The organism is Achromobacter sp. 2789STDY5608615, from assembly GCF_001298995.1.
GTDB classification, from domain to species: domain Bacteria; phylum Pseudomonadota; class Gammaproteobacteria; order Burkholderiales; family Burkholderiaceae_B; genus Achromobacter; species Achromobacter insuavis.
Genome location: NZ_CYTY01000023.1, coordinates 42,962 through 51,076 on the forward strand (window position 1 = coordinate 42,962; position 8,115 = coordinate 51,076).

Annotated in this window: 7 protein-coding genes; 4 read left to right on the forward strand and 3 right to left on the reverse strand. The window is 70.3% G+C overall.

The features are described from left to right. Positions 1-37 precede the first annotated feature (37 nt). Both recQ and AOZ49_RS19795 read right to left on the reverse strand, forming a co-directional pair. Positions 38-1,867, reverse strand: a complete 1,830-nt coding sequence (gene recQ, locus AOZ49_RS19790; RefSeq protein WP_054432887.1) for a DNA helicase RecQ — start codon at positions 1,865-1,867, stop codon at positions 38-40. 94 nt (positions 1,868-1,961) lie between these two features. Then, positions 1,962-3,137: a fimbrial protein gene (locus AOZ49_RS19795; protein ID WP_231690394.1), complete on the reverse strand. Its 1,176-nt coding sequence runs from the start codon at positions 3,135-3,137 to the stop codon at positions 1,962-1,964. A gap of 354 nt (positions 3,138-3,491) precedes the next feature. On the opposite strand from AOZ49_RS19795, the gene AOZ49_RS19800 reads away from it, so the two are divergent. From AOZ49_RS19800 to AOZ49_RS19815, 4 genes are all read left to right on the forward strand, one after another. Continuing rightward, a complete protein-coding gene (locus AOZ49_RS19800; RefSeq protein WP_006393155.1) occupies positions 3,492-4,193 on the forward strand; it encodes a response regulator in 702 nt (233 codons plus the stop codon). Next, entirely contained in the window at positions 4,193-5,761 is a 1,569-nt protein-coding gene (locus tag AOZ49_RS19805) for a sensor histidine kinase (RefSeq protein ID WP_054432888.1), read from the forward strand. The genes AOZ49_RS19800 and AOZ49_RS19805 overlap by 1 nt, the downstream gene beginning before the upstream one ends. A 96-nt stretch (positions 5,762-5,857) precedes the next feature. Further along, positions 5,858-6,931: a Holliday junction branch migration DNA helicase RuvB gene (gene ruvB / locus AOZ49_RS19810; protein WP_054477292.1), complete on the forward strand. Its 1,074-nt coding sequence runs from the start codon at positions 5,858-5,860 to the stop codon at positions 6,929-6,931. A gap of 35 nt (positions 6,932-6,966) precedes the next feature. Continuing rightward, on the forward strand, positions 6,967-7,932 hold the full coding sequence (locus AOZ49_RS19815) for a threo-3-hydroxy-L-aspartate ammonia-lyase (protein ID WP_054432890.1): 966 nt from the start codon (positions 6,967-6,969) through the stop codon (positions 7,930-7,932). Here the strand turns inward: AOZ49_RS19815 and AOZ49_RS33640 are convergent. Further along, positions 7,908-8,115 (reverse strand): hypothetical protein (locus AOZ49_RS33640; RefSeq protein ID WP_231690395.1); only part of this gene is annotated, 208 nt, incomplete at its 5' end. The two genes, AOZ49_RS19815 and AOZ49_RS33640, sit on opposite strands and share 25 nt — an antisense overlap.

The following is an 8,115-nucleotide window of genomic DNA, read 5'->3' on the forward strand; positions in this document are numbered from 1 at the left end:
CGTCATCGAAGCGGCTGCTATCGAGAACCGCCGGCCGCTACAGCACCGGCCGCGCCACCCGTTGCAGGATCTCTTCGCCGTAGGCTTCCAGCTTGCGCGCGCCGACGCCGCTGATGTGGCTGAGCGCGTCCATCGATTCCGGCTGGGCCAGCGCGATCTCGCGCAGCGTGGCGTCGTGGAAGATGACGTAGGCCGGCACGCCGTGGCTCTTGGCCACTTCGCCGCGCCACGCGCGCAGCGCCTCGAACACCGGTTGCAGTTCGGCGGGCAGGTCGATCGCCGCGGCCTTGGCGCGGGTGCCGCCGGTCTTGCCCGAGCGGGTCTTCTTTTCGGAGTCGCGCCGCAGCATCAGCTGGCGTTCGCCCTTGAGCACGGCGCGGCTGCCCTCGGTCAGGGCCAGGGTGCCGTAGCCCTCGTTGTCGACGGTCAGCAGGCCCTGCGCCAGCAACTGGCGCAGCACGCCGCGCCAGGCCGTGTCGCTCAGGTCTTCGCCCACGCCGAACACGCTCAGGGTTTCGTGGCCGTGCTGCTTGGTGCGGTCGGTGACCTTGCCGCGCAGGATGTCGATGATGTGGCCGGCGCCGTAGCGCTGGCCGCGTTCCTTCCAGAGGCGGTAGACGGCCGACAGCACCTTCTGCGCGGCCACGGTGCCGTCCCAGGCCTGGGGCGGATCGAGGCAGACGTCGCAATTGCCGCAGGCCGTGATGTGCTGGCCGAAATACGCCAGCAGCCGCACGCGGCGGCATTCCACGGTTTCGCACAGCCCCAGCATGGCGTCCAGTTGCTGGCCGAGGCGGCGGCGGTAGGCGTCGTCGCCGGGGGATTCGTCGATCATGCGGCGCTGCTGCACCACGTCCTGCAGGCCATAGGCCAGCCAGGCGGTGGCGGGCAGGCCGTCGCGGCCGGCGCGGCCGGTTTCCTGGTAGTAGCCCTCGACCGACTTGGGCAGGTCGATGTGGGCCACGAAGCGCACGTCGGGCTTGTCGATGCCCATGCCGAAGGCGATGGTGGCGACCATGACCACGCCGTCCTCGCGCAGGAAGCGCGCCTGGTTGGCGGCCCGCACCTGGGCGCTGAGCCCGGCGTGGTACGGCATGGCGTCGATGCCCTGGTTGCAGAGGAATTCGGCGGTTTCCTCGACCCGCGCCCGCGACAGCGCGTAGACCACGCCGGATTCGCCCTCGTGCTCGGTGCGGATCATGTCCAGCAGCTGCTTGCGCACCTCGTTTTTCTCGACGATGCGATAGCGGATGTTGGGACGGTCGAAACTGGAGACGAAGTGGTGCGCGTCGGTCAGCGACAGGCGCTGGGCGATCTCGGTGCGAGTCTCGGCGGTGGCGGTGGCCGTCAGCGCGATGCGCGGCACATCGGGCCAGCGTTCGTGCAGCATCGACAGGCCCAGGTATTCCGGGCGGAAATCGTGGCCCCATTGCGAGACGCAGTGGGCCTCGTCGATGGCGAACAGCGCGATGTTGCCACGTTCCAGCAGCTGCAGGCAGCGGTCGGTCAGCAGGCGCTCGGGCGCCACGTACAGCAGGTCCAGCTCGCCGGCCAGGAAAGCCTGCTCGACGTCGCGGGCCACGCGCCATTCCTGCGTCGAGTTGAGGAAGGCGGCGCGCACGCCGAGTTCGGTCAGCGCGTCGACCTGGTCCTGCATCAGCGCGATCAGGGGCGACACGACGATACCGGTGCCTTCGCGCACCAGCGACGGAATCTGGTAGCAGAGCGACTTGCCGCCGCCAGTGGGCATCAGGACCAGCGCGTCGCCGCCGTCGATGACTTGCTGGACGATGGCTTGCTGGTCGCCGCGGAAGGATTCGTAACCGAAAACGCGCTGCAGGACGCCGAGGGCGCGCGCGTCAGACATGGGGATAGGCCGGGAGCATCATGGCGGGGATTTTAAGCCGCAAATCCGGCCGCCCGGGCGCGGGGGGATATTTCCGTCCGCCGGGCGACCCGCATCACCAGCTCAGCCACGTGCCGCGCATGAAGGTGTCCACCGGCATGCTGAGGTTGGCGCGCCACTCGTAATTGCCGGAAATGATGTCGCGGTCGGCGCCCACCGCCAGCTTGACCTTGGGCGCCACGAACATGCTGTGGGACAGGCCGACGCGCTGTTCGGCCAGCACCGAGCCCTCGTGCAGCCCCGAATAGGTGCCGCTGAGCGTGCCCCAGCCGGTGATCGGCACCCCGGCCGACAGGGTGTTGCGGGTCTGCGGCGCCGCCGCCACGCCGCCGGAATAGGTGGACAGGTCGCCGAAGCCGGCGCCGATCTGTTCGTTGGTGTAGCCCAGGTTGACCGCGTCGGCCACGTCGACGTTGTAGCCGAAGCGGTAGCGCCAGGCGCTGGCGGCGTCGAACGAGCTCTGGGTGGCGCCGGCCTGGAAAGTGCCGTAGTCGCCGGCGGAATAGGTGGTGCCCATGCCGCGCGTGGTCAGCGCCGGCGCGCTCTGCATCTGGCCTTCCAGCGTCAGCACCGGCGTCAGCCCGTAGCGGACGGTGCTGTTGCCGACCGAGGCGCCGTAGTCGACCGCCCCGGACGTGGCGCTCGGATCCATGCGGTTGAGCCGGCCCAGCGACGAGGAATAGCCGAAGCTGCCTTCCGCCAGCGGCGCCGTGGTGCTTTGCAGGTTGGAGATCTGCAGCCCGCCGACGGGCGCGCTGCTGCCCCAGGTGGGCGCGTTGGCGTTGATGTTGCCCACCGAGAACGACGGGCCGGTGGTGTTGCGGTAGACCCAGTTGCGGTCGCCGCCGTAGCGCAGGCCGTCCTGGCCGCTGACCGAGGAGAACCAGGGACGGGTCGGCCGCGACACCCCGGAGATCACCACCACCGGCACGCGCGGGATATCGCCGCTTTCCAGGTCGAAGGCGTATTCGGGCGTGTCGGACGGGTCGGCGGCGGCCTGGGGCGGCGTGCAGCCCAGCGGGCCGGCGCTGGCATCGCCGGACAGGGTCGAGCCCGTCCCCGGTATCAGCTCCGCGTCATTGCCGCCGGCCACGCTGGTATCCATGGCCGGTTCGGCCGTCTGCATGTCGCAGGGCGTGGGGTCGAGCGGCACCGCGCGCGACTCCAGCGACGGCGCGGGCCGGACCGGCACCGGTTGCACCGGCGCCAGCACGCCGATGCCGCGCGCCACGTAGGTCGGGGCCGGCGAAGGGGAGAGGGGGGGCCGCGGGCGTGCCGCCGAACGCCGACGCCAACGGGCTGGCCAAGCCTGCCGTCAACGCCGTGTACAGCAGCCGTCTGCGCCAGGATGCAGGGGCGGGCATAACGACAGTGTAGAAAGGGGACGCTGCCCCAGCTGTAAACGATTTTTAGTAAACCGGACCAGCGTATGCGGGCAATGGGATTTATTTTAGGGCCAGTCCGCCCCGCACGGCCATGCCGACGCGAAAGGACCGCCAACGCCGGCAAACATCGTGCAACAGGTATATTTCAGATGATTTCCCGGCTCTTGCCGCCAACGCGGGACGGCTCCACTATGGCATCCATGGACAATCACCACACCAAGCTGCTGGTCGTCGACGACGATCCGGCCCTGCGGCAACTGCTGGCCGACTACCTGAACCGCCACGGCTACGACACCCTGCTGGCGCCGGACGCGAGCGACCTGCCGTCGCGCATCACCCGCTACGCCCCCGACCTGCTGGTGCTGGACCGCATGCTGCCCGGCGGCGACGGCGCCGACGCCTGTCGCCGCCTGCGCGAGCAGGGCGAGGACATCCCCGTCATCCTGCTGACCGCCCGCGACGAGGCGGTCGACCGCATCATCGGCCTGGAGGCCGGCGCCGACGACTACGTCGGCAAGCCCTTCGACCCGCGCGAACTGCTGGCCCGCATCGAGGCCGTGTTGCGGCGCAAGCGCGGCCCGTCGGCGCTGACCAAGGACGCGCCGGTGTCGTTCGGCCCGTTCCTGTTCGATCCCTCCACCCGCCAGCTGTCGCGCGAAGGCACGGTGGTCAAGCTCACCGGCGGTGAAATCAACCTGCTCGAAGCGCTGGTGCGCAACGCCGGCAAGCCGCTGTCGCGCGAACGCCTGCTGGCGCTGGCGCGCGACGACGACGCCGGCGAACGCAACGACCGCGCCATCGACATCGCGATCCTGCGCCTGCGCCGCGTCATCGAGGACGATCCCAAGCAACCCCGCTGGATCCAGACCGTCTGGGGCATCGGTTACCGGTTTTCCCCCTGATGCGCTTCTCTGCCGGCTTCCTGGTGCCGCGCTCGCTGCGAGCGCGGCTCATCCTGCTGATCCTCGGGTCGGTGCTGCTGACGCAGGCGGCGACCCTGGTGACGGTCTCGTACTTCCGCCACAAGTTCATGGAAGACGTGGCCATCGGCTACATCACCACCACCATCCGCACCTTGCGCGCCGCCGTATCGCAGGTGCCGGCCGAGGATCGCGCCGACTTCGTGCGCGCCGCCTCGCAGAACCAGTGGCGCCTGTGGTCGCGGGTGCTGCCCGCCGAGGCCAAGCTGCAACGCTTCAACGGCCGCCGCCCGCCGCCCCGCAATGCGCAGCATCCTCCGCCCCCGCCGCCTCCGCCGCCGCCGAGCGCCCAGATCCAGGGGCCGCCGCTGCCGCCCGAGATGCGCGGCGACGAGCGCGAAGTCGAACACGAGCGCGAACGCGAAGAGCGCCACGCCGACCGCGAGCGCGAACGCGAAGAGCACATGCGCCGCTACAAGCCCGAGCCCGACGACATCCGCCGCGACCTGCGCGGGCTGGTGCAGCAGCTCAACGAGCGCCTGAACGACGGCACCCGGGTGGCGCTGTCGCGCGGCCCCACGCCGGAAATCTTCATCTCGCTGGCGCCCAACCCGGCCAGCGAGGATGCGCCGCGCCTGCGTGAATGGCTGGTGATCCCGCTGGATCGCCTCGACCCGCCCGTGGCCACGCCGTTCATCGCCGCCTGGCTGGGCGGCCTGGGCCTGTTGCTGCTGCTGGCGGTGGGCTTTTCCTGGCACATCACCCGTCCCATCACCCGCCTGGCCGACGCCGCCGACCGCCTGGCCGCCGGCCAGCCGCAGCGGGTCGAGCCGTCCGGGCCGCACGAGACGCGGGTGCTGGGCGAACGCTTCAACGCCATGCTGGACGCGCTGGCCGAATCCGATTCCGTGCGCCGCACGCTGCTGTCGGGCCTGCCGCACGACCTCAAGGGGCCGCTGTCGCGCATGTGGCTGCGCATCGAGCTGGCCGACGATTCGGCCCTCAAGGAAGGGCTGCGCACCGACCTGCAGGACATGCAGCACATGGTCGACCAGTTCATCGGCTTCGTGCGCGGCACCGATCCCGCCGCCTACCGCTACGCGTCGATGGTGCTGCCCGACTGGCTGACCGAACGCGTCAACGCCTGGCGCGGCGCCGGCACCGACGTCACGCTCAAGACTTCCGGCGGCGACGACGCGCTGATCGTGCACGGGGACGCCGTGGCGCTGGGCCGGCTGCTCGACAACCTGATCGGCAACGCCCTGAACCATGGCGCGCCGCCCGTCGACATCTGCCTGCGGCGCGAAGACCGCTACGCGGTGCTGGATGTCTCCGACCACGGCCCCGGCATCGTGCCGGAGCGGCGCCTGGAGGCGCTGCGGCCCTTCAGCCGCCTGGACGACGCCCGCACCCGCACCGGCAGCGTCGGCCTGGGCCTGGCGCTGGCCGAGGCCATTGCCCGCGCCCATGGCGGCTCGCTGGAACTGCTGCGGGCCGAGTCGGGCGGGCTGTGCGTGCGGGTCAAGCTGCCGGTCGTCGACGGCGCCTGATTCCGGCCCGGGGCGTTTTGGGCCCGGACCCCGCCCCGGGCCCGGCGGTTACGGTACGATGCAGCATCCCGCTCAGTATCCAGTCGTTCCCGCACCATGGCCATCCAGTCCGATTCGCTTTCCTCCCGCCCCGACGCGCCTCGCATCGTCGCGCCCCAACCGGCGTCGCCCAACGAGGAATCGATCGAACGCGCCCTGCGGCCCAAGGCGCTGGAGGAATACGTCGGCCAGCAGCGCGCCCGCGAACAGCTCGAGATCTTCATCGCGGCCGCCCGCAAGCGCGGCGAGGCGCTGGACCACGTGCTGCTGTTCGGCCCGCCGGGCCTGGGCAAGACCACGCTGGCCCACATCATCGCGCACGAAATGGGCGTGCAGCTGCGCCAGACCTCCGGCCCCGTGCTCGAACGCCCGGGCGACCTGGCGGCGCTGCTGACCAACCTGGAAAAGAACGACGTCCTGTTCATCGACGAAATCCATCGCCTGTCGCCCGTGGTCGAGGAAATCCTCTATCCGGCGCTCGAGGATTTCCAGATCGACATCCTGATCGGCGAGGGCCCGGCCGCGCGCAGCGTCAAGCTCGACCTGCAGCCGTTCACCCTGGTCGGCGCCACCACCCGCGCCGGCATGCTGACCAATCCGCTGCGCGACCGCTTCGGCATCGTTTCGCGGCTGGAGTTCTACAGCGCCGACGACCTCGGCCGCATCGTCACCCGCAGCGCCGGCCTGCTCAAGGCTGGCATCACGCCGGACGGCGCCGCCGAGGTGGCGCGCCGCGCCCGCGGCACGCCGCGTATCGCCAACCGCCTGCTGCGCCGCGTGCGCGACTACGCCGAGGTCAAGGCGGGCGGCACCATCGACGCCGACGTCGCCGGCCGTGCGCTGGCCATGCTCGAGGTCGACCCGCAGGGCCTGGACCTGATGGACCGCAAGCTGCTCGAAGCCATCATCCACAAGTTCGATGGCGGCCCGGTGGGCGTGGACAGCCTGGCCGCGGCCATCGGCGAAGAGCGCGACACCATCGAGGACGTGATCGAGCCCTACCTAATCCAGCACGGCTACCTGCAACGCACGCCGCGCGGCCGCACCGCCACCCTGACCACCTGGCGCCACCTGGGCCTGACCCCGCCGGCCGGCGCCGCCAGCTCCAGCGGCGAGCTGTTCGGCAAATAAAATCCGACTTTCTTCGCGTACAAAGGACTGTTTCCATGTTGCCCGAACTGCCCACCTTCGACGACGTCGCGCGCGCCAGCGAGCGCCTGGCCGGCAATGCGCACCGCACGCCGGTGCTGACCTCGACCACGGCCGACGCCATCGCCGGCGCCTCGTTGTTCTTCAAGTGCGAGAACTACCAGCGCATGGGCGCGTTCAAGTTCCGCGGCGGCTACAACGCCATCGCGCGCCTGACGCCCGAGCAGCGCGCCGCCGGCGTGGTCACGTTCTCGTCGGGCAACCACGCGCAGGCGATTGCGCTGGCCTCCAAGCTGCAGGGCGTCAAGGCCACCATCATCATGCCGCTGGACGCGCCGGCGGCCAAGCGCGCCGCCACCGAAGGCTACGGCGGCCAGATCGTCACCTATGACCGCTACACCGAGGACCGCGAGCAGATCGCGCTGCGCATCCAGTCCGAGACCGGCGCCACGCTGATCCCGCCGTACGACCACGAAGACGTGATCGCCGGGCAGGGCACCGCGGCCAAGGAACTGTTCGAGGATGTCGGCGAGCTCGACTACCTGTTCGTGTGCCTGGGCGGCGGCGGCCTGCTGTCGGGCTCGGCGCTGTCGGCGTTCGCGCTCAGCCCGCGCTGCCTGGTCTACGGCGTCGAGCCGGAAGCCGGCAACGACGGCCAGCAATCGCTGCGCAAGGGCGAGATCGTCCGCATCCAGGCGCCCAAGACCCTGGCCGACGGCGCCGCCACCACCCATCTGGGCAACCTGACCTTCCCCCTCATCCAGAAGCACGTGCGCGATATCGTCACGGTGACGGATGACCAGCTGGTCTCGACCATGAAATTCTTCGCCGAACGCATGAAGATGGTGGTGGAACCCACTGGCTGCCTGGCGGCCGCGGCCGTGCTGCAGGGCGTGGTGCCGGTGCGCGGCGCGCGCGTCGGCGTCATCATCAGCGGCGGCAACGTCGATCTTCCGGCCTACGGCAAGTTGCTGGCGGGCTGACCCCACGGGCGAAGCGCCGGCGGGATATCGTCCGGCGCTTTGGCCGCCAGCTTGCGGAGGCGGCGCACGCAGGGCAGAATCGGACCTGAATCCTGAAGAACAGGGGCTGCTCCATGCGTATCCTTGTCATCGGCGGCACCGGCTTCATCGGCCGTCATCTCATCGCCCGGCTGGCGGGCGGGC

What these genes read in the sequence shown, in the direction of transcription:
- AOZ49_RS19800 (WP_006393155.1), top strand. Translation starts at nt 3,492, where the DNA reads ATGGACAATCACCACACCAAGCTGCTGGTCGTCGACGACGATCCGGCC.
- recQ (WP_054432887.1), bottom strand. Translation starts at nt 1,867, where the DNA reads ATGTCTGACGCGCGCGCCCTCGGCGTCCTGCAGCGCGTTTTCGGTTAC.
- AOZ49_RS19815 (WP_054432890.1), top strand. Translation starts at nt 6,967, where the DNA reads ATGTTGCCCGAACTGCCCACCTTCGACGACGTCGCGCGCGCCAGCGAG.
- ruvB (WP_054477292.1), top strand. Translation starts at nt 5,858, where the DNA reads ATGGCCATCCAGTCCGATTCGCTTTCCTCCCGCCCCGACGCGCCTCGC.
- AOZ49_RS19805 (WP_054432888.1), top strand. Translation starts at nt 4,193, where the DNA reads ATGCGCTTCTCTGCCGGCTTCCTGGTGCCGCGCTCGCTGCGAGCGCGG.